The sequence below is a fragment of the Methanoculleus oceani genome, assembly GCF_023702065.1.
Classification (GTDB): domain Archaea; phylum Halobacteriota; class Methanomicrobia; order Methanomicrobiales; family Methanoculleaceae; genus Methanoculleus; species Methanoculleus oceani.
Map to the genome: position 1 here is coordinate 118,893 of NZ_QFDM01000003.1, position 21,815 is coordinate 140,707.

Genomic DNA, 21,815 nt, shown 5'->3' on the forward strand with positions numbered 1-21,815 from the left:
TATTATGAAGGATGTTATCTTTGGGGCACATATTCTAGAAATTCTCACAACGGGAATGTATCAAGACTCAAAAGTAATCTATCGTGAGTACATCCAAAATTCCTCTGATCAGATTGATAAAGCTATCAGAGACGGGATCCTAAAACAAGGTGAAGGCTCTATCAAAATATGGCTGGATCGTGAGAAGCGCACCATTGCCATCGAAGATAACGCCACAGGTATTTCCGCGGAGGAGTTTCAAAGCACTCTATTAAATATTGCTGACTCGGACAAGAAAATCGGCGAAAATAAAGGTTTCCGGGGCATTGGAAGACTGTGTGGTTTGGCTTATTGCAAACAGCTTGTTATTACGTCATCATCCAAGGGGGAAAATATAGTATCAATTTTGGTGTGCGATGCACAGAAAATGCGAAGGTTCATCGACGAGCATGCGCGTGGCAAGAAGCACACTGCAAACGAAGTGCTTCAGTCTATCTGCCGATTTGAGCAGAAGGAAGAAAAAAATATTGACTCACATTTCTTTAAAGTAGATCTTATCGATATTAACAGTGAGAATACTGATCTTCTCGATTTTCAGCAAGTTAAGGATTATCTTTCATTTGTTGCTCCTGCACCCTACCAGAGCAGCTTTAATTATCGTAAAAAAATCTATAAGCATGCTAACGACCTGGGCACCATAATAGACGAGTATAATATCACTCTCAACGGTGAGCCAATTTTTAAAAAATATACAACTGTGCTGAAAGACGTAACAGACACCAAATACGACGAAATCTTCGACGTGCATTTTAAGGATTTCTTTGATGCAGATGATAGGTTGTTCGCGTGGATGTGGGTCGGCCTTTCGCAGTTTAAAAAAGCCATTCCGCCAAAAAACAACCCGATGCGTGGCCTGCGGTTGCGTAAGGAGAATATACAAATTGGGGGAGAAGATTCACTCCAAAAACTCTTCAAAGAAAGCCGCGGAAACAGCTATTTTGTTGGTGAAGTTTTTGCCGTAGACAAGGGGTTAATCCCTAATTCGCAGCGTGATTATTTCAATGAAAACAGAGCCCGGATAGACTTTGAACGCGAGCTTAAAAAATATTTTAACGAAGAACTACAAAAAGTATATTACGCCGGATCTGAGATTAATAGTGCCTATAGGAAAATTGACTCATTTGAGAAAAAAGAGACTGATTTCAAAGCAAAAGACGCTAATAGCACCTTTATCGATAGTGCTCACCGCAAACACGAGCTAAAATCTGTTCAAGACTCAGAGAAAGAAGCTGAGGCCGCCCAAATAAAAATCGAAAAAGCGAAGGGCAAAGCCGACAGCCTAACACAAAGAGTTATTTCTCAAATAGAGGCTGAGCGGGCTAAGTCAGTTGCCAAATCCGTATCACCTAAATCAAAGGCTCTCGAAAGTGCCAAACTTTCTCGCCAAAGAGACAAACTTTCAAAGTACAGCAAAAATGAACGTAATCTAATTTCAAAAATATTCCGTATCATTTCAGCCGCAGTTGATGCTGAAACTGCTGACAAAATCACCAAGAAGATAGAGGAAGAACTCTAATGAGTCGAAAAATTCTCTTGATTGAGCCAAATTATAGGAATAAATACCCCCCAATGGGCCTTATGAAGCTGGCGACTTATTACCGCAACCGAGGTGATGATGTACGCTTCTTCAAAGGCGATCTGAGATATTTCGCAGCTCATTTGCTATGTGAAGAATTTCTTTCTGAAGTGAATGAACCCAAACTGGGAAAGCATGTGCCTAAACTCATTGAGCATATAAAGACAGGAAAGTATGCTCCGCTCGATACAATTCCGGACTTCAGGAACAGCGCACAAGAGACGCTTCTAAAAGAATATCGTCTTCGTTATCGGGACGGTGATTTCCCTCAGTTCGACATTATTCACATCACTACTCTTTTTACCTTTTATTGGAGTATAACAATCGATACTATTAACTTTGCAAAAAAGTTCTGTTCAAAAACTGGCAGAATATTTGTTGGTGGAATAGCTTCAACCATACTTCATGAGCGAATTCTTCAAGAAACTGGAATTGACCCCATCCAAGGGCTATTAGACAAGCCCGGGATGCTGGACGCTGATAGTGTTGACATCATCGACGAGATGCCTTTAGATTACTCGATCTTGGAGGAAATCGACTATCAATATCCGGCAAAAAACGCCTATTTTGCTTATATGACGCGAGGCTGCCCGAGAAAATGCCCCTTTTGTGCCGTTCCTCGTTTGGAGCCAGTGTATATTGACTACATAAGTTTGGTAAAGCAAATCAAACAAGCTGCAGAGCGATTTGGTCCGCAAAAGGATCTGCTTCTAATGGACAACAATATCTTAGCATCCAAACATTTTGATAAAATTATAGATGAAATTAAAAAATGTGGGTTTAAGCGCGGCGCCAAGTGCAATCCCGTAAGCGATTATGACATTGCGATGAAAAACATACGCGTTGGATACAATGTGAGGGCATATACAAGAAAAATCATCAGACTATACGATCAAATCTCCGAAAAACTTCCAGAATCTGAACAAGCGGATTTTTATATAACACGTGAAGAACAGAATCTTCTTTATGCCGAAGTGGCAAGTCTTGAGGCGATCATTAAGTTCGATAACATAGCGCGGCCACTCTATGAGAAGTATATCCAGCGGTTTAAGCGCCCCTCAATGCGCATTATTGATTTCAACCAGGGCGTGGATGCTCGCCTTGTAACTGAAAAGAAAATGAAGAAATTGGCTGAGATCAACATTCGACCGCTGCGTATCGCTTTTGACTATTATTCAATGAAAGACAAATATGAGTCTGCAATACGGATTGCAGCCAAGAATGGTATAACCGACTTATCCAACTATCTGCTTTATAATTTCGAAGACACGCCTGATGAGTTGTACTATCGGATGAAACTTAACGTGGATCTATGTGACGATCTTGGTGTGAATATTTTCTCTTTCCCCATGAAATATCACCCTATTGACGACCCAGAATATTATGATAATCGAGAGTACATTGGCAAACATTGGAATCGCAAATTTATTCGATCAGTTCAGGCTGTTCTTAACGCTACTAAGGGAAAGATAGGTCGCGGAAAGTCGTTCTTCGAAGAGGCTTTCGGAAAAAATATAGACGAATTTTACAAGATTTTATGGATGCCGGAAGCGTTTATCATTCACCGTTTTAAATACAAAGAAAATCTGACTGCTGATTGGTGGAATCTGTATAAACAACTTGATGAAATGCAGCTGATTCAATTACATGAGATAGTGGCTAAAAATCAATTTGAGGAAAAAATCATAACGGGAGACAATGCCATTGATAGCGTGTTAAAATATTATTATATCCAACGCGATAGATCGTCATAGCATTCATAGCATTGCCATTGTCTTGGAGCGTACCAATAGAGGTACTTCCCAATCACATCAAATGAAATGAGATCGGAATTTCCGAAGAAGTCGAAAGCGGAATTCATTTGTTGCATTATTCATTTAACTGATTGGAAAGAGCACGAAAAAAGCGAAATGTATTAGCGATGAATCTTGAAGGGAACAGTCACAGAGTATTGATTAGGTCTTAAAAATCTCTCTTCAAGTTCGCTAGCCTCAATACATCTGACATATGGTTTCGTTTTCACTTGGAAGACGAAGTAATAGTAATAATTTGGCTGCAGATCCCGGCTTTTCTGAAGCTCATTCGAGGATAGGTAAAATCTGGCGAATCTCTTATGTGGTCGGACTGCCTTAACCTCAATATATCGTTTTGAACCGTCCTCATTGAAAGATGCAATATCGTAACCGAGACGAGGATCATTTGACACAGACTTAGCGGCATCAGCGAGGTCTTCCCGCCCCGCGTGCCGAAGCCTCTCTTTTTCGCACCTCAGCGCTTCATCCTCTGCAAGCTTGCCGAAATACTCATTCAACCTCTGTTTCTCCCCGTAATCAACACCAGATGATTGTCCATTTTCCAACTCCTCGTCGCTATCGTTGGAGAACATCGAAGGAGGCAGAACTTCAACTGAATGATCGATAATAAGCGGTTCAACTGTGGCGGCTGGGGGAATTTCCTGCTGGCTGTCACTGACCAGGTGTGAAATCATCCAGCAGAATGAATGAGCATCAAGCAGTGATACGTCCTCTAAGCCCTCCCCTTCCAGGGCCTTAAGTACCTGCTTCAGGACTTGGTTGTACGAGCGGTAGTTCTCCCAAGAACACCTTCTATTCGTTTTAAGAGGTACATCGAGTAAAGTAAGGGCTTTATCGAGCTGCTGAGGTGCAATGGGAGTGTATTCTTCCCGGTCTTTCAGGAAAAACAGGTACGCAAGAAGGTTGTATCGCCTTCCCATAAGGTTCGCAAAGGCATCAAAAGCGCTTTCCGGAGCGATGATATCCCTATAAAAATCGAATAGTGCCGACTCAAATGCTTCGCAGCGCTTGCTATCCTCCAGTGCTTGGTAAAGGGAGTGTTGTGCACGTGCCGTTTCCCCCCAGCGGTTTTCCCACCTGACGAGGTTGTTTCGTAACTTAGTAGCCTTGATGTCGATCTCAATCGCGTAAATTACGCATTTGAGTAGGTGTCCCGTACCTATCTGTTCTTTCACCCAATTTCTAAAGTTTAGCCTACTCCGCCCTTCTTCATAGATGTCTTGCTTATAACTTTCCCATTCCGATGGCAGCCCCTCGTTAAAAGAGACAAACTCCTTTCCGGACTTTTGTTTCACTGCTTCCTGAAACTGAATAAACCGCTGGTGGAAGATCCACAGAGGTAGATCAGTCTCCTGAGAGAGAGATGAATTATCCGCCCGGCGAGTTTTCCCCTCCAGTTGACGCTCTTGAGCAGCCATATCAAAACTCACGATGTACTCATCCTGTGCAGCAGTCCGTTCAAATTGCATGCATGGCGCATCAGTTACCTTATCTTCTTCGTGGCGAAATAGGTCATAAATTGAGGGGAATGCTGCCCTCAGTTCGGAGCTAAAATCAGTCTTCCAGATCAATCGCGACCGGGAGGAGTCATGTTTTGTCATCTCAATATCAGCAAAGTACGCTATACCATCAAAAAATAACTTGACTGACCGTTTTTCGCCTGCGTTGAGGTCTTCTATCCCAAAAAAGGAACGCATTTCGAAGGGAATCACTGTACCATGATGGAGGAAAACAGATTTATCCATTCGTTTAAGCGCATTATTGTCTGAAGTTACTGTCCATGAGTAAGAATTTGTGGGGTATCGGGTATCATCCTCTTTTTCCACAATTTCGAACCCGAGCAATCGTAATCTTTTATTAGTCTCTTCTCCGCCGGAAAACTTTGACACATTGAAAAGTTCCCCATTGGCAAATTCATTTGCCAGACTGATGACATACTTCGGGGGATAACGCTTTCCGAGGTAGATTAGGTCATATTTTGTAGACTTGTTGTGGGGAGGGCATCCCTGCTCTTTTATTTCAGTTATTGCTCTAAGGATATGCTCTCGTTGAATATTTGAGGGAATCTGGGCTCTCATAACACCACAATTGAGTGATAGATGAAGAGATTATTTAACCCTGCTGAAAGGGTTCGGTGCAGTGGTTGCTTGTCTTTTAGCATTTCTTTGCCTCTGCACCAACAAAGTCCATCATTTTCTAATTGCTTTTTCCGCCACAAGTCCCAGATACCTGGTTAATTCATTCTCAAAACTACGGGATACATCAGATGCGTCACTTGTAGCGTGAGCAACTTCGTGAAGTAAGATACCTGCATAATTCTGGATGTCTTTCAGTTGGTCTCGTTTTATTATGATCCTATTTTCAGAAGCCTCCCACAACCCCCCTACTTCCAGATATGAATCTGGATCGAGTCGCATTGTTTTTGAAATCAGGATTTCTTTCACACATTCAGGCCGGCCTCCAACGAAGTCCAATATTTGTCCAGTTTGTTCAAAAACCTGTTTTTCCTTTGCGGTAAACTGCCTCTCAGACACAAAAGAGAACTTCAAACTATTATTCCAATCTCTGCTGAATTGCTCTACGTCCCTGATCGGATTGCCCGAGACGTCTACTGCGCCTTGTAATTTACCTTTAATCTTCTGGGGAACAATTATGACGTCATATTTATCATTTCTGACCCTATCAACAAGATTCGGTGCGGACATGGCCTCGTCGGAGGTGAAGAATACAACCTTAGAACGATCATTGAGTAATCGGCATGCATGAACAGACACCTCTGACCAGCCTAACTCGTCATGGTGCTCCCCGGCATCATAGTTGGCCAGATCATTTACTAATTCGTGCGCAACTTCCTGACTTTCGCATGCAGTAAGGATCTTTTGAACCCTGTCAGCGTAAGCCGTTCTACCGACATTCGTACGCTCACGATTCAATGCCTTTTGTATAGCTTTGTTGAGGGCCGTAATATTGTATGAAAAGAGGAAGTTTTCTTCTTCCGCAACCTGAACCCCGTTAACATATATTTTTGCGGGATCAGATTTCTTTTTAATAACCTGACCTAATGATGTGGTTTCTAACACTTTTTCACCAGAAAAACGCAGGAACAGATCCTTCGCTCTTGAAATATCACTGTCTGAACAGTTTTTAAGGATAAACTCTGTTCCTTGGAAGTTATTATCAGAAGGGGGAGAAATTTGTGCGTGCAATGTGATAATATCATCAAAACCGTGTTTTTTTGTTCTTTCTAAGGTAATATCTTCATGCTTTGATTTTATCGAGACCTGGACGCCCTTTCGATTGAATGTTGCAAGAGCATCTTTCAACCCGATACCAAATTTTCCAATGACATGAGGGTTTTTAAGTTTCTCATCGTTTTCTTTTTGTGTCAAGTGTTGATGATTAAGTCCTCTTCCATAATCGCGGATGTGCCAGCAATTCGCTTTATCTTTAAATATCTCAATTTTCTTGGTCTTGGTGAGTAGTTCTTCATCAATAGCATTGGCAATAATCTCTCTGACTGCGTGGTAGACTTCCCAATCTTCTAATATCTTCTCGACATTGAGATCAAACTTGTTAAAGGTCATGATATCCCCGGCATTGAATAACTGTTAACAATTGTCCAGGGAGAAAAACATTTTGAAATCGTCTTTAAAACATCTGTTCTTCATCCTGACCGTTATAAGCGATATAAGCGTCATCATAACCGTAATGACAGTTGATGTCACTACATGCACAACACACCAGCGTCGGACTCAACGACACTCCCCAACTGACTTAATGTCCCATCGATGAGCTTAGAGTATTGTCAACCAGATCCAACCTAAAAACCGAGTCGTCACCATCAACCGATTCATCGACCCGGCCATACGCAACGCTACTCTATCGGTACAACCATCGCCAAAGGCACACTCAAAACAGCAAACATGGACCGAGCGGGAATTGAACCCGCGGCCTCTACCATGCCAAGGTAGCGATCTACCCCTGATCTATCGGCCCCTGTTACCCTACAATGTTGATCGCGATCACATAATAAGGATTGGGGCGGGCCGCCCCCCTATCCCTCCCCGGCAAGGGCCGGGAGCCGGGAGAGCACCCGTTCCCGCGCATCCTTCATGTCCGGGCGCATGAGGCCGACGCCGGCGATGCCGTTCTTGATGCAGGGGGCAAGGAGCGGCACCGCGCCCTTCGGCGCGGGGGTGCGGGCGGGGAGCATGAGGCGGCCGCCGCCGGGCAGGTCGTAGACCTGCTTGACGCCGCTCCGCTTCCCGCGCTTCGCGAAGGGCCTGCCTTTGAGCTCGACGATGTCCATCGCGAAGTCGATCACCGGGGCGTTTGCTATCGCCCCCCCGACGCCGAAGGCGTCGGCGACGTCGCGGTAGGCGGCGACGTCTGCGCGCGACAGGCCGCCCGAGAGGAAGATCTTCACGTCCGGGTAGCCGTTGACGTCGAGCTCCCAGCGCACCTCCTCGATGATCGCCCGCATGTCGCCCCGGCGCGACCGCGGCGTGTCCAGCCGGACGGCCGTCGCCCCGCAGGCGGCCGCCCTGACCGCCTCGTCCTTCTCGTCGGAGAAGGTGTCCGCGAGCATGATCCGCGGCACCTCCGGGCCCGCCCCCTGCGCAAACGCGAGCCAGGCGTCCTCCTGCTCCGGGTAACACATCACGAACGCGTGCGGCATCGTGCCCGCGAGCGGGATATCCTCCGGCGCGCAGGTGTTGCTCGCCCCGTCCACCCCGCCGATCCAGGCCGCCCGCTCGATCATCGCGGCGATCGCCGGGTGCTGGCGGCGCGAGCCGAAGGAGTAGACCGGGCGGTCCCCCGCGGCCAGTTTCATGTGGGCGGCCGCCGACGCCACCCCCGAGGCGTGGCAGAGGAACCCGAGGATGGCGGTCTCGTAGACGGCGAAGTCCCGGTAGCGTCCCGATATCCGGAGGACGGGCTCGTTTTTGTAGAAGACCGACCCCTCCGGCATCGCGTCCACGTCCACCGGGAGGCCGTCGAGCAGTTTGATGACGTCGTCAAGCCCGCAGAAGACCCCCCACGGGTCGGGGAGCGCTGCCGCCGTCACCTCCATCGTGACGTGCGGGTTCACGCCGTCCCGCTCCATGACCTCCACGACCCGCCGGAAGTAGACGTCCGTACACTTCCCATCCCGGATGGCGTCTTCATCGACCATCTGAAACCTGCCCATGAATATTCCGGTCGTCGCGGAAGCGTAAATTTTTATTGAACCGATCCCGTGGCAACGCAACGGTGAATCTTTTCCCATAGGACGTCTACCCTCTAGAGAGAATGTCGCACGGAGAAGCGTATGCCGCCATAGTGAGGTGGATCTAGTGCTCGGGATCATCGGGGGCACGAGCCTCCTCTTCGCCGACCTGCCGCCGCTCGATAAGCAGACCGTCGCCACGCCCTACGGGAAGGCGGAGGTGCACACCGGAGCCTTCGCGCTCCTCCTGCGCCACCAGCACAACCTCCCCCCGCACCGGATCAACTACCGGGCGTGCCTCGCCGCGCTCGCCATCCTCGGGGTGGACGAGATCGTCGCGTTCGGCTCCGCCGGCTCCCTGAAGCACGAGATCCCGCCGGGCTCGATCGTCATCCCCACCGATTATTTGAGCGTCACCGACATCCCGTCCATCCACGAGTGCACCATCGACCACGTCCGGCCGGAACTGGACGCGGACCTGGTCCGCACCCTCTCCGGACTGGTGCCGGAGGCCCGGACGGGCGGGGTCTACGCCCAGACTAGAGGGCCGCGGATCGAGACCGTCGCCGAAGTCAGAGCGCTTGCAAAGGTCGCCGACATCGTCGGGATGACGGTCGCGAGCGAGGCGACGCTCGCTCTCGAACTCGGGATGCGGTTTGCCGCCGTCTGCACCGTGGACAACTACGCAAACGGCCTCGGGGAAGAGACCCTGACCTACGAGCACATCCTCGCGACCTCCCGCGCGAACTGCCGGAGGACCGAGAAGATCCTTGAGAATATCGTGGAGCGACTTGCATGAACGAGATCTTTAACGCCCAACGATCGGTCCTGATCGCCGGGGTCACCATCGACGGATCGACTGTGGATATCGCGATCGACGAGACCGGCATGATCGCGGGGATTGGTGAGGACGCGAGGAAGGCCATCGACGCTGATATCGTCATCGACGGCTCCGACCGGCTCGCCGTCCCCGGCATGGTGAACACCCACACCCACGCCGCGATGACCCTGCTCCGGGGCTACGGGGACGACATGCTGCTGCAGGACTGGCTCTCGCAGAAGATCTGGCCGCTCGAGGCCCACCTGACCGGCGACGATGTCTACTGGGGAACGAAACTCGCGTGCCTCGAGATGATCAGGAGCGGCACCGTCGCGTTCAACGACATGTACTTCTTCATGGACCGGGCGGCGCAGGCGGTCGACGAGACGGGCATGCGGGCAACGTTCGCCTACGGGTTTATCGACCTCGGCATGGAGGAGAAACGCGAGGCCGAGATCAAGGCGACCGAAGCCCTCGTTGCCCACGTAAAATCGCTCGGCAACCCGCGGATCCAGGCGGCCGTCGGCCCCCACTCCGTCTACACCGTCTCCCCCGAAGGCCTCGCCTGGTGCGGCGAATATGCAAAAGAGCAGGAGATCGGCATCCACGTCCACCTCTCCGAGACCGAGAAAGAGGTCGTCGACTGCGTCGCCCAGTTCGGCAAACGCCCCGCGGTCCTCCTCGACGAGTGCGGCTGCCTCACCCCAAGGACCGTCGCCGCGCACTGCTGCTGGCTCGACGAGGCCGAGTGCCGGCTCCTCGGGGAGCGCGGCGTCTCCGCCTCTCACAACCCGGCGAGCAACATGAAGCTCGCCGTCAACCGGGCGATGCCCTACCACTGGCTGAAAGCTTCCGGGGCGAATGTCTGCCTCGGGACCGACGGCTGCGCCTCGAACAACAACCTCGACATGCTCGAGGAGATGAAGTTCGCCGCCCTGCTGCAGAAGTTCGCCTGGAACTCGCCGACCCTCCTCCCCGCAGGCGAGGCGCTCGCGATGGCGACGAGCGCAGGCGCCCGGGCGCTCGGCACCGGCCCGGGGACCCTGACCGTGGGCGCCCCGGCCGATATCGTCCTCCTCGACGCCCGTGCAGTCTGCAACACCCCGCTCTTCCACGCCGACTCGAACACCGTCTACGCCTGCAACGGCGGCGCGGTCATGACCGTCCTCTGCGGTGGCAGAGTCCTGATGCACGAGCGGGAGGTGCCGGGAGCAGAGGAGATCGTCCGGGAAGCCGCCGCCACGGCCCGGTCGCTGGTCGGGCGGACAGAAACGACCTCCTGATCTTTTTTCGCCGGATGCATGCCCGTATGGTCTGTCCCATACGGGGTCTCATCCGCCGTTGCGTCCCGGCACCCGCAGGGAGAGGATGTCGAGGCCGGCTACGTGGTCGGGTAGTAGGTTGGTTGTGCAGTCGGGGTGTAGGTCGGTTGTGCGGTCGGGGTAGAGGTAGGGGTGTAGGTCGGCTGACCGGTCGGGGAGGGGGTCGGTTGTCCGGTCGGGATGGAGGTCGGTTGTACGGCAGGGGGATACGGCGGTCGCCAGATCGGATAGGAGGGCGGTTGGCCGCCCGGCGCCATGGTGGGAGCGGGGGTCCCGGTCATCGTCGGCTGCTGCCCTGCACCGATCTCGGCAAGGTAGATGTTCCAGGCTCCGTCGTCGTTGCCCATCCAGACGATCCTGCTGCCGGATACGGCCGGGTAGACCTGTTCGGCACTATCGGACGTGACCTGCCTCTCCCGACCGGTCTGTATGTCGTAAAGATAGATGTCGCCGTTCCCGTTCCGGTAATCGGTCCAGACGACGTAGTCGACGTCGACGTCGGGAGCGAACGGCATTGCTCCCTCTCCTCCGATCCGGCGCACCTCCCGGGTGCCGGTCTCGGCCATGTACAACGAGACCAGGCCGCCCTCTTCGGCAAGCCAGACAACCCGCCTCCCGTCACTCGATACCGCAGGGGGGCTTGATATGTTGCCCGTCAGGCTGACGCGCACCGGGTCTCCACCGGGGAAAGAACTCCACAGGACATCAAAATGGCCGCCGACCCTGCTGTCGTCGAGCCAGGCGACGGTGTCGCCGCCGATGGCCGGAGAAGTCCGGTTGGACGTAGTATTCCCGGGGAGCAGGCCGCTATCCCGGGTATCGATCCCGTACCAGTGGTTCTCGCCTCTTCCGGTCGTGACGTTGACGGCATTCCAGCAGATCACGTTACCCGATACGGACGGGGACATCTTGAAAGCCGAATCGTTCGTGACCTGAGTCAGCGAACCCGCGACGGTATCGTAAAGGTAGATATCCGTCGACGTCTCCATGGGTCTCGTGCCGGTCCAGACGACGTAGTTTCCCGAAACGTCGACCTCCCGCATGGCGACGGTCGCGTTGGTCCCGTCTCCCGGGATCGTCAGGGTTTGCCCGGATGAGGCGTTCGCGACCCGGACCGATCCGGTGGTGTTGTCGAGCCAGACGACGGTATCTCCCGAGATCGCCGGAAATTCTTTGTCTCCCGGCCCGCTCGTGATTGCGGACGCTCCCGGCACCTGCGTCTGTCCCGGCGGGACCGGTTGTGCGAAAGCCGCACCCGCGGCGAGCGCAACGGCGATGACGATGACTGCAACGATTCCCATCTGTCCTATGAGCCGTTTCATACTCATTACCTCCTGTGTCGTATGCGAGCCTCACCGCCCCGGACGATGCGAAGGCATGAGGACATAAGTGCCCGGCCCCCGTTACGGCGTCGAATGCCGGAATCTGCGGCATGATCCGGGAGAGTGCCGACCGGCAGGACGGATCCCCGAAGGGTGCAGCCCGGCCCGGAACTCCCGGGCTGCACGCTCCGTGGTAATCAAGGCATATATACATTGGGCCGGGCCGTCCCTCCCGGAGAACGCAAAGGACGAGCTGAAAAAGAGAGGGGCAGGATCAGGCGGTCTCGATCTTCGACTCGCTCTCGAGACCGAGCTCCTCGATCGCCGCGTCCCGCATCTTGAACTTCATGATCTTGCCCGAGACCGTCATCGGGAAGTCGTCGACGAACTTGACGTAGCGCGGTATCTTGTAGTGCGCAATCTTGCCGCGGCAGAACTCCTTCACCTCTTCCTCCGTGAGGACCACGCCGTTGTCGGGCTTGATCCAGGCCATCAGCTCCTCGCCGTACTTCTGGTCCGGCACCCCGATCACGTAGACGTCGGCGATCGACGGGTGATTGTGGAGGAACTCCTCGATCTCGCGCGGGTAGATGTTCTCACCGCCGCGGATCACCATGTCCTTCAAGCGCCCGACGATCTTGACGTAGTCCTCCTCGTCCATCGTCCCGAGGTCGCCGGTGTGGTTCCAGCCGTGCTCGTCGATCGTCGCCCGGGTGGCGTTCGGGTTGTTGTAGTAGCACCGCATCACGCAGTAGCCCCGGGCGCAGATCTCGCCGGTCTCCCCCCGGGGGAGGATCTTCTTCGTGTTCGGGTCGATGATCTTGATCTCGGTGTGCGGGAACGGCCTGCCCACAGTGGAGACGCGCCGCTCTAGGGGGTCCACGGTCGTCGTCATCGTGACGCCGGGGGAGGTCTCCGTCTGCCCGTAGACGATCACGATCTCGGACATGTTCATCTTCTTGTTGACCTCCCGCATCACCTCGGTCGGGCAGGGCGACCCGGCCATGATCCCGGTCCGCAGCGTTTCCAGCCGGTACTTCGGGAAGTCCGGGTGGGAGAGCTCGGCGATGAACATCGTCGGCACGCCGTGGACCGCCGTGCACCGCTCGTCCTGCACGGCTTTGAGGACCGCTTCGGGGCTGAAGACCGGCGCAGGCAGGACCATCGCGGCGCCGTGGGTGACGCTCGCCATGTTCGAGAGGACCATGCCGAAACAGTGGTAGAACGGCACCGGGATGCAGAGCCGGTCCTCGTGGGTGAACTTCATCCCCTCGCCGATGATGAAGCCGTTATTCAGGATGTTGTGGTGGGTCAGGACGACGCCCTTCGGGAACCCGGTGGTCCCGCTGGTGTACTGGATGTTGACCGCGTCATCGAAGTCGAGCGACTCCTCGCGCTCCCGGAGCTCGCCGGGGGTGATGAGGTCGGCCTTCTCGTGGAGGTCGTCCCAGGTGTACATGCCGTTGTAGGGAATGTCGCCGAGGAAGACGACGTTCTTTAAGAACGGGAACTTGTCGCTGTGGATCCGGCCCGGCTTCGCCTCGAACGCCTCGGGGCAGGACTCGTAGAACATGCCGACGTAGTCGGAGGTCTTGAACCGCCCCTGGATGAAGAGCGTCTGGACCTCGGACTGTTTGACGGCGTACTCGAACTCGTAGGTCCGGTACGCCGGGTTGATGTTCACCATGATGGCGCCGATCTTTGCCGTGGCGAACTGGACAAGCACCCATTCCGCGTAGTTCAGCGCCCATATGGCGACCCGGTCCCCACGCTCCACGTCGAGCGCCATGAGGGCGCGTGCCAGGGTGTCGACGCGCTCGAGAAACTCCGCATAGGTCCACCGGATATTCTGGTGGATGGAGACGAGTGCGTCGCTATCCGGGTGCGCCGCTGCTATACGGTTCAGCATTTCACCAATGGTGATGCCGAGCAGGGGTATCTGCGAGTTCCCACACGCGTAACTGCCCTCAACCATTCTATATAAATGAGTAGCGGTACGGTTATATGATTACTGGTTTTTTCCAGCGTAACCCTTATACCGCATGGCGTCAACAATATGGAGGACGGGGGGTCGTGGCCTAGTCCGGAATGGCGACGGGCTCCAGCGGTCTTTGCACGTGATGAACAATGGGTCTCCTGATTGAGAGATGATGACCCGTTGGAGCACTGATGCATGTTCGGAGAGACCCGTCGATCGTGAGTTCAAATCTCACCGACCCCACATTCTCATGACGTTTATTCGATACCGCAGGGTATCTCCGGTCATTCCGCCTTCTTCTCCTCCTCGGCGGCAGCCGCGGCCCGGTTGAGATCGCTCTCGCGGTAGGTGAGCGCCGATATGTCGCCGTCGCTCTCGATGTAGGCGACCCGCACCTTCTCGATTCCATCGATACCTCTTGCACGGAGTGCGACGGTTCATTAGAACCGGAGCTTGAGCACTCGAAGAGTGCGAGCCGCTCGACGAGATCCTCGCGGGTCATCAGTTCCCTTTTGAGGCTCCGTTCGATGACCCGGCCGTTCTCGATCACCTTGAGCGCTCCCGGGGAGACGATGCTGCGGATCCGCCGGCTTTTGTACTGCCCGACGGAGACGAGCACCGAGAGGAAGAGAAGCGTCGATGCGCTGACCAGCCCGGCAAGGAGCGATTCGTCGCCCGCGGTGAGTGCCTCCGAGATGCTTTCGGATATGATCAGCAGGAGGATCAGGTAAAAGGGCGTCAGCTGCCCGAACTCGTGCCTGCCGATGACCCGCATGACAAGCAGAAGGAAGAAGTAGATCACGGCCGCCCGGAGGATGAGTTCGGGGAGCGGCGTCTGGAGGACGAAGAGTTCCGACATGGTGGGCGTGGGTGATCCGGGACCGGATTATACCTTTCCCCGTTTTGAGGGGGTTCACGCCCGGTGCAGGGGTACGGCAGGGAACCTTTGCACACGAAACCCCGCCGTGGAGACGTGCACAGTCGACAGTACGCAGATAGGGCCTGCCTCTCAAACAGGATGTTCTGCGCTTAATGGTATCGATCGAACCGGGAGGTCTTTAATACCTGTTTCACCAATATTTCAGCACTATCTGAGGGCACGCATATGTATCTCATCGGTGAAGCATTGGTTGGAGACGGCGCAGAACTTGCGCACATAGATCTGATAATGGGAAACAAAGAGGGCGCGGTAGGACAGGCGTTTGCGAACTCCATCTCGCAGCTCTCGAAGGGGCACACGCCGCTCCTCGCGGTCATCAGGCCGAACCTGCCGACGAAGCCCTCGACGCTCATCATCCCGAAGGTTACCTTAAAGAAGGAGTATCAGGTGAACCAGATGTTCGGGCCCGTCCAGGCCGCGGTGGCGAAGGCCGTCGCCGACGCGGTCGAGGAGGGCGTCTTTGAGGGGCTCGACATCGAGGACATCGTGATCATGGCGAGCGTCTTCGTCCACCCCACCGCAGAGGACTACAACAAGATCTACCGGTTCAACTACGGCGCGATGAAACTCGCGCTCCGCCGGGCCCTCGACCGGTTCCCCGACGTAGATACGCTCCTGCACGAGAAGGACCGGGCGGCCCACGCGGTCATGGGATTCAAGGTCCAGCGCCTCTGGAATCCGCCGTACCTCCAGGTCGCGATGGACCTCGTCGACAGAAACCACATGAACAGGGTTCTCACTGAACTGCCCACGAACGACCACCTGATCATCGAGGCCGGGACACCCCTGATCAAGAAGTTCGGCCTCTCGATCATCTCCGAGATCCGCGCACTCCGCCCGAACGCGTTCATCGTCGCCGACCTCAAAACGCTCGACACGGGCAACCTCGAGGCCCGGATGACCGCCGACGCCGGCGCCGATGCCGTCGTGATCTCCGGCCTTGCGCCCCTCTCCACCATCGAGAAGGCGATCGAGGACACCCGGAAGACCGGCATCTACACCGTGGTCGACATGCTCAACGTCAAAGACCCCGTCGCCGTCGTCAAGCAGCTGAAGGTGAAGCCGGACGTCGTGGAGCTGCACCGGGGCATCGACGTCGAGGAGACCGCGTACGCCTGGGGCGACATCCCCGCGATCAAGAAGGCGGGCGGCGAGCGGCTGCTGGTCGCGACGGCAGGCGGCATCAGACAGGACGTCGTGAAGGACGCGCTCAAGGCAGGCGCCGACATTCTGGTCGTCGGCCGCGCCATCACCGCGAGCAAGAACATCCAGCACGCGGCCGAAGAGTTCCTCGAGGAACTGAGCACCGAAGAGATCGACCAGTTCAGAATTATGACCGACTTCTGAGTCGGCCATGGCAACGATATTTAAAAAACCTTTTTTTAGCCGTGAACCTCTCCCCTGTGACGATAACATGTCGGGGTGCATAAAGCGGCATTCGTTTAACCCATTTGTTCCATTACCCCTCATGGGGCACTATCCGGCCCTGCCGCTGGCCCGGGTCCATAATGCGGGTGTGCTGAAACCCCGCTGCATCTGGTATCGCTTTGCTGCACCATGTCAACCAATATCTGGTTCCTCGAACGCGATTCAAGCCATATCGGAATTTTCAACTCCCCTTTCGTGTGGGATAGATCATCTACAAAAGCGAATCCACCCATATCAGCAAAATAAGCCAGAGGATTTTTATTTTTATTATATTATACATCAAACACAATCAGATATGCAAACAAATATATAATTGGACACATAATTTCCTCCTCTGTCCTCTGATGGGACGGATAGGTCAAGCGGGGATCGATCGTGAATATAACCAAATTTTCGTTCTTTTCACCAGCCCTCTGCCACAGCAGGTGGTGCCACTACACTATTTGGCTCCACCACCGTGCTCGCGCCAGTTTCTCCACGGCTTCCTGATCTTGGACCGCAGCCGCACCGCTGCTGCCCGCCTGCACTCCGTCCGTTCGACGAGACATGAAACGCGGATGAATATGGCTGTCTGAGGAGCAGGCCCGCAGGGTGTGGGAACTCCCCTGGAGGTATTCGGTCGGCGTGAGGAATGAACGGAACCCGGCGCAGTGCCGCCGGGTTTCCTCCTTCGCGTCGCCGTTTTCCCGGGAATAAGAGGATGCACGAAGCCCAGCGACCGGAGGCTCCGTCAGGCGGCTCGATTAAGGAGGTATGAAGCATGAAAGTGCATGTGATGGCAGGAGCGCTCCTGCTGCTTCTTGCCGTCGCCGTGCTGGCAGCGCCGGTTGCGGCGGCGGAGGAGTATGTATTTGTGACGAAGTGGGGATCAGAGGGGTCAGGTGAGGGGGAGTTTAGAAACCCAAACGATGTCGCCGTGGACGCTGCCGGCAACATCTATGTGGCTGACTACAGCAACCACCGCATTCAGTTGTTCGATTCAAATGAGAACTTCCTCGGGCAGTGGGGATCATACGGGTCTGGCGACGGACAACTGATCCAACCCATTAGTATTGCCTTTGACGCTGCTGGCAACGTCTATGTGGTCGAGGCTGATAATCACCGCATTCAGGTGTTCGATCCCAGTGGGTACTCCCTCAGTATCTGGGGATCATACGGATCTGGTGACGGGCAGTTTGTGAGGCCCGGGGGTATTGCCGTTGACAATGCCGGCAATTTTTATGTAGCCGATAGTTGGAACCACCGCGTCCAGAAATTCGATTCCAGTGGGAACTTCCTCGCTATATTGGGCTCACAGGGGTCTGGCGACGGGCAATTTGGGTCTCCGATTGACGTTGCCGTGGACGCGGCCGACAACATTTATGTGACAGACTGGGAACTCAACTGCATCCAGAAGTTCGACTCCAACGGCGCTTTCCTCAGCAAGTGGGGATCATCAGGATCCGAAAATGGGCAGTTTTATCACCCATATGGCGTTGATGTCGACGCTGCAGGTGATATCTACGTGACTGATTGGGACGGCAACCGCATCCAGAAGTTCGATTCAAATGGCATCTTCCTCACGAAATGGGGTTCATTTGGGTCTGATGACGGAAAATTTAGAACCCCGTGCGGTATTACCGTTGACGCTGCTGGCAACGTCTATGTGGCTGATTTCTACAACAACCGCATCCAGAAGTTCGCCCCCATCCCCATACCGACAATCGCCGGGATCATTCCCGACTCCGGCCCCAACACCGGCCCCGTGAGCATCACCGACCTCTCCGGCACCGGGTTTATCGACGGCGCGACCGTGAAACTCACCAGGGCAGGCGAGGCGGAGATCGTAGCAACCGATGTCTCCGTCGTCTCCTCAACACAGATCACCTGCACGCTGGACCTGACCGGCGCTGCCGTGGGTTCCTGGAACGTCGTGGTGGCGAACCCCGGAGGCCAGCCCGTCACCCTGGCGGACGGGTTTTCCGTGACAGAAGCCGCGAACAGCCCGCCCGGGGTCACGACGGTGACGGCGCCCACAGACCCCCAGCTCCCGGGAAGCCTGATCCAGGCTACCGGCACGTTCACCGATCCTGATGAAGGGGATTCGCATACGGCGCTATGGGCCTGGGGTGACGGAGTAACGAGCGAAGGGCCGGTGGACGAGGCAACGGGTACCGTCACCGGCTCGCACACCTACACCGCGCCCGGGACCTATATGATCACCCTGACCGTGACGGACAGCGAAGGCGCTTCGGGCTCCGGGACCGCAACCATCACCGTGCAGACGCCTGCCGAAGCGACAGCGGATCTGATCGAGCAGGTGGAGAGCCTCGAACTACCGGGCGGGATTGGAAATGGCCTTACCGTTAAACTGGATAATGCCATCGTGGTGCTGGACAGCGGAAACGAGCATGCAGCCAGCAACTATCTCAGTGCCTTCATTAACCAGGTGAAGGCGCAGAAAGACAAGAAACTGACCGCCGAAGATGCCGACGCCCTGATCGCCATGGCGCAGAGGATTATCGACAGCATTTAGGCTGCGAAAGTGCCGGCAGGCTTTCTTACCCACTTTTTTTCGTGCGAGGGGCTGTGCAACCCGTTGCAGTACCGACTCTCAAAATTGCGACTCGCACGGAAGTCGGCCGGCATCCTTTTCCTTTCCGGGGCCTGAGGAGGGCGGGCTTTTGATAGCCTGTGCTTAAGGGCGTTTTTAAAAATAGGGTTTTCGGCAGGACCTTGTCTCACGCCTTCTCTTCCAGGTGGATCTTCAGTCCCTCGTTATCGACCTCTGTCGCGATCGCGACCCGGAGGCCCGCCGACGCGAGGATTTCCGTAACTTCCTCCTCCGGGCGGCCGGTGATGACCGCGATGGAAGGGCCGACCGAACTCATGCCGACGAACTCGAGGCCGGCGTCGCGGAGCGCCGCCATGTAGCGGTAGATCTCGAACCCGTGGTGCTCGACCTCGGCGCGTTTCGAACCCCGGAACTCGATCTCCCAGATGACGTCGCCGGCTTTCCGGAGGTCGCCCCGTTCCAGCGCAGGGATGAGGTCCATCAGAACGAGGTAGGACTTCAGCTCGCGGTCGCGGTAGTCGAGGGTCCGGGCCTTGTTCATCAGGAGGTCGAACTCCTTCTCCCCCGCCGACGAGATCTCGGAGGACGGAATGGCGATGTAGACTTTCTTGCCCTCGGCAAAGGCGTGCCGGTAGATGAGCGCCAGTTCGTCGCCCATCACCACCATGCCGCCGTGGGTGCTCGCGGCAGGCCCGACGCCGGTCTCGAACCCGAACGCGACGCTCCCGGCCACCGTCTCCTCGACGAAGTTGCAGCCGAGGAGGAGGCGGAGCTGGTCGCTCGTCAGCGGCGAGCCCACCGCGGTGTTGAGGGCGTTTGCGACCGCGATCAGGATGGTGCTCGTCGACCCGAGCCCCACGTGCTCGTACATGTGGTCGCGGGCACGGATCCGGAACCCTCCCTTGTAGCCGACGACTTGCCTGAAGGCCTCCACGAAGTGCCGGAGGATCGGTTCGCGGGAGTAATCGATCTCGATTCCCGATGCCGTGCATTCGACCTCGGCGGTGCAGTAGACTCCGATGGCAAACCCGATGCCGCCCCCGCCGGGACGGTCCGGGGAGAACCGGTTCATGTCGAGCACGGTGAGGTGAATCCTCGCCGGGGCGCGGACGACGACGGTGCCGAAGACCGGTTCAAGCCGGTACTCCTTCCGGAGGCCGCACGGCCGGATATTCTCGCCGGGGGAAAAGGAGGAGAACTCGTATTCGACGAGGTCGAGATCCCCGCCCCGGATCTTCATTATGGGCATGCTGTCACTCGGTTAGCGTGTACGGTCAAAGAAGATATCCTTTCCCGATGCCCGGAGCGGGATCCCGTAGGCGACGCCGCAGCCCTCCAGCCACCCGAGCGAGAGCGCACCGACACCGACCGAGTACATGACCCGGTTGTCGACGTTGTGGATGCTTGCGGTCTTCGCCGCGGAACCGACCGCGATTCCGAGATCCGCCATCCTGACGACGCAGTTCGGACCCGAAAACGGGGTGGCCGGCGGATGTCCCTGCGCTTCGAGCATCTCTGCACAGGTGGCGTAGCCGCACCCGCCGCAGTCGAGGCCCACGGCATCGTGGAGCAGCGACCCGATGAGGAGGCAGGCGTCGCTTGCCGCGACGTTGCCCGCATCCCTGATGAAGAACCCCACGTTGTGCTTCTCGCCGTACTCCCGCATCGCCTCCGCGAGCGCCGTCTTCTCCTCTCCGGTGACGACCATCGTCTTGATGACGTCTATGCCCCGTGCCTTCGGGGCGGTGCGCGCCGAGAGCGCCATCAGCCGGGCGACCATCTCTACGGCTTCCGATTCAAAGGCCATGTGAGTACGTGGCACCGGCCGGGGATAAGGGTATGCCCCCAAGGAGGGACGCCGATACCTTTTTCACAGATCCGCCAGGAGACGGGACTGTCATGGCACCGGAGAAGAGCCTCGAGCGCGCCACCTTTGGCGCGGGATGTTTCTGGGGCGTCGAGGAGACGTTCCGGCGCGTGCCGGGCGTCGTGGATACGGCGGTGGGGTTCATGGGCGGCACCGTCGAGAACCCGACCTACCCCGAGGTCTGCACCGGGAGGACCGGGCACGCAGAGGTCGTGCAGGTGACCTACGACCCCGGCGAGGTCTCGTACCGGGCACTCCTCGACGTCTTCTGGAACGCCCACGACCCCACCACGCCCAACCGGCAGGGACCCGATATCGGGGCGCAGTACCGGTCGGTGATCTTCTACCACACCCCGGAGCAGGAGAAGGAGGCCCGGGCGTCGAAGGAGGAGGCGGACCGATCGGGCAGGTTCAGGCGCCCCATCGTCACCGCCATCGAGCCCGCGGGGACGTTCTGGCGGGCCGAGGAGTACCACCAGCAGTACTTCGCGAAGCGCGGGGGAGGGCATTGCAGGGTGTGGTAGGGGTGGCGAGAGCGGCCGGAAGAAACCCGGGGTCTTAAGGGTCCCGTCGTTGCCGGGTGTTGCACTCCGTCCGTGTTCTTCGCACCTCTTGGAACCGTAAAAAGTGTAGAGGGGTCCCAGTACACTGGACCGTGGAGGATATCGCGTCTGGGGGAAGGGGCTGACGGGGAGTGCGACGTTCCGAAGGAACGGAGCTCGACCACCGTCAGGTGGGGAGGGGGGTCTCCCCCCTCGAAACCCTCCGGGTTTCTCATGCTCACTTCGTTCGCACTCCCCATTGTCCCCACCCCCGTGGCGAGACTCCCTCGAAATCCGTGCATGGGGATAAGCGATGTTCCGAAGAAAGGCACTACTATAGAGTTGAGTTCAAGCCTGAAGATGCAGATGATGGCCTCGGGGACAAAACTTCCGGGCCGACAAAA

At 55.7% G+C, this 21,815-nt stretch carries 15 protein-coding genes and 2 tRNA genes; 9 read left to right on the forward strand and 8 right to left on the reverse strand.

The features are described 5' to 3' along the window. The first annotated feature begins 4 nt into the window (after positions 1–4). The gene (locus DIC75_RS10305) at positions 5–1,555 is read left to right on the forward strand and encodes an ATP-binding protein (protein WP_250987957.1); all 1,551 of its coding nucleotides are present in this window, start codon (positions 5–7) and stop codon (positions 1,553–1,555) included. 62 nt (positions 1,556–1,617) lie between these two features. Next, a complete protein-coding gene (locus tag DIC75_RS10310; RefSeq protein ID WP_250987958.1) occupies positions 1,618–3,369 on the forward strand; it encodes a radical SAM protein in 1,752 nt (583 codons plus the stop codon). Between the two features lie 161 nt (positions 3,370–3,530). On the opposite strand, the gene DIC75_RS10315 is transcribed toward DIC75_RS10310, so the two are convergent. The 4 genes from DIC75_RS10315 to DIC75_RS10330 all read right to left on the reverse strand — a co-directional run bounded on the left by DIC75_RS10315 (position 3,531) and on the right by DIC75_RS10330 (position 8,620). After that, on the reverse strand, positions 3,531–5,507 hold the full coding sequence (locus tag DIC75_RS10315) for a protein NO VEIN domain-containing protein (protein WP_250987959.1): 1,977 nt from the start codon (positions 5,505–5,507) through the stop codon (positions 3,531–3,533). 111 nt (positions 5,508–5,618) lie between these two features. Then, positions 5,619–7,013, reverse strand: a complete 1,395-nt coding sequence (locus DIC75_RS10320) for an ATP-binding protein (RefSeq protein ID WP_250987960.1) — start codon at positions 7,011–7,013, stop codon at positions 5,619–5,621. 340 nt (positions 7,014–7,353) lie between these two features. Next, a tRNA-Ala gene (locus tag DIC75_RS10325) sits at positions 7,354–7,425 on the reverse strand. 58 nt (positions 7,426–7,483) lie between these two features. Next, on the reverse strand, positions 7,484–8,620 hold the full coding sequence (locus tag DIC75_RS10330; RefSeq protein ID WP_250987961.1) for a nicotinate phosphoribosyltransferase: 1,137 nt from the start codon (positions 8,618–8,620) through the stop codon (positions 7,484–7,486). A gap of 145 nt (positions 8,621–8,765) precedes the next feature. Between DIC75_RS10330 and DIC75_RS10335 the strand changes: the two genes are divergently transcribed. Together DIC75_RS10335 and DIC75_RS10340 are read left to right on the forward strand one after the other, a co-directional pair. Beyond that, positions 8,766–9,437 carry an MTAP family purine nucleoside phosphorylase gene (locus DIC75_RS10335; protein ID WP_250988322.1) on the forward strand — a complete coding sequence of 224 codons (672 nt, stop codon included), beginning with the start codon at positions 8,766–8,768 and terminating at the stop codon, positions 9,435–9,437. After that, positions 9,434–10,741 carry an amidohydrolase family protein gene (locus DIC75_RS10340; RefSeq protein WP_250987962.1) on the forward strand — a complete coding sequence of 436 codons (1,308 nt, stop codon included), beginning with the start codon at positions 9,434–9,436 and terminating at the stop codon, positions 10,739–10,741. The genes DIC75_RS10335 and DIC75_RS10340 overlap by 4 nt, the downstream gene beginning before the upstream one ends. A gap of 98 nt (positions 10,742–10,839) precedes the next feature. On the opposite strand, the gene DIC75_RS12305 is transcribed toward DIC75_RS10340, so the two are convergent. Together DIC75_RS12305 and DIC75_RS10355 are read right to left on the reverse strand one after the other, a co-directional pair. Beyond that, complete coding sequence (locus DIC75_RS12305) at positions 10,840–12,102, reverse strand: hypothetical protein (protein WP_284738485.1); 1,263 nt, start codon at positions 12,100–12,102, stop codon at positions 10,840–10,842. A gap of 274 nt (positions 12,103–12,376) precedes the next feature. Next, positions 12,377–14,077, reverse strand: coding sequence for an AMP-binding protein (locus DIC75_RS10355; RefSeq protein ID WP_250987963.1), 1,701 nt, complete (start codon positions 14,075–14,077; stop codon positions 12,377–12,379). Positions 14,078–14,169: 92 nt separating this feature from the next. Here DIC75_RS10355 and DIC75_RS10360 point away from each other — a divergent pair. From DIC75_RS10360 to DIC75_RS10375, 4 genes are all read left to right on the forward strand, one after another. Then, positions 14,170–14,323: transfer RNA gene (locus DIC75_RS10360), tRNA-Trp, on the forward strand. 284 nt (positions 14,324–14,607) lie between these two features. Continuing rightward, complete coding sequence (locus tag DIC75_RS10365) at positions 14,608–14,811, forward strand: hypothetical protein (protein ID WP_250987964.1); 204 nt, start codon at positions 14,608–14,610, stop codon at positions 14,809–14,811. 374 nt (positions 14,812–15,185) lie between these two features. After that, positions 15,186–16,367, forward strand: coding sequence for a bifunctional 5,6,7,8-tetrahydromethanopterin hydro-lyase/3-hexulose-6-phosphate synthase (locus DIC75_RS10370; protein ID WP_250987965.1), 1,182 nt, complete (start codon positions 15,186–15,188; stop codon positions 16,365–16,367). A gap of 841 nt (positions 16,368–17,208) precedes the next feature. Next, positions 17,209–18,963, forward strand: coding sequence for a PKD domain-containing protein (locus DIC75_RS10375; RefSeq protein WP_250987966.1), 1,755 nt, complete (start codon positions 17,209–17,211; stop codon positions 18,961–18,963). Between the two features lie 205 nt (positions 18,964–19,168). Here the strand turns inward: DIC75_RS10375 and DIC75_RS10380 are convergent, their stop codons facing one another. Beyond that, the gene (locus DIC75_RS10380; protein WP_250987967.1) at positions 19,169–20,251 is read right to left on the reverse strand and encodes a GHMP family kinase ATP-binding protein; all 1,083 of its coding nucleotides are present in this window, start codon (positions 20,249–20,251) and stop codon (positions 19,169–19,171) included. Positions 20,252–20,263: 12 nt separating this feature from the next. Continuing rightward, positions 20,264–20,809, reverse strand: coding sequence for a ferredoxin domain-containing protein (locus DIC75_RS10385; RefSeq protein ID WP_250987968.1), 546 nt, complete (start codon positions 20,807–20,809; stop codon positions 20,264–20,266). A gap of 92 nt (positions 20,810–20,901) precedes the next feature. On the opposite strand from DIC75_RS10385, the gene msrA reads away from it, so the two are divergent. Then, positions 20,902–21,393, forward strand: coding sequence for a peptide-methionine (S)-S-oxide reductase MsrA (gene msrA / locus DIC75_RS10390; RefSeq protein ID WP_250987969.1), 492 nt, complete (start codon positions 20,902–20,904; stop codon positions 21,391–21,393). Positions 21,394–21,815: the final 422 nt, after the last annotated feature.